The sequence below is a fragment of the Novosphingobium sp. FG137 genome, from assembly GCF_057809735.1.
Window position 1 is genome coordinate 1 of sequence record NZ_JBMDKN010000021.1, and the last position, 540, is coordinate 540.

At 66.9% G+C, this 540-nt stretch carries 1 pseudogene; it reads right to left on the reverse strand.

Annotated elements, in window-relative coordinates:
* Positions 1 to 540: pseudogene (locus ACODS2_RS23130) on the reverse strand (hypothetical protein); the annotation flags it as partial.

A 540-nucleotide genomic window follows, 5' to 3' on the forward strand; every position in this document is an offset into this window, starting at 1 on the left:
GCCGCCGGTGACGGTTGCGCCTGCCAGCAGGCCGATCGAGCCGCTCGCATTGCCCGTTACGAGACTTGCATCGCGGCCAGCGCTGCCGAAGATATTGCCGCCGGTGGCAGAACCTCTGGTGATCGACACGTCGCGGAACGCGGTGGCGATGATATCGCCCTCTGCTGTCGAAAGGTTCGCGGTCGAAGTCACGTCGCCCGCCACCGAACGCATCCGGATTGTTGAGGCGGTGAGTTGCGCGTCCTCGCCGCTTGCGACCGCGACTGACCCAGCCGCTCCGGGCGTACCGAAGGTAACCGAAGTCCCCCGCGCGCCTTCGGCGTTGGTCGAACGGCCGGTCGTCAGGCTGACATTGCCTGTCGTTGCCTTCAGGTCGATATCATCCCCAGCCGTACCGGACGTGATGCTCACACCCGTGCCGGCCAGCGCGGCAATATCGACACCGGCGTTGAGCGCGCCGCCGGTGACGGTTGCGCCTGCCAGCAGGCCGATCGAGCCGCTCGCATTGCCCGTTACGAGACTTGCATCGCGGCCAGCGCT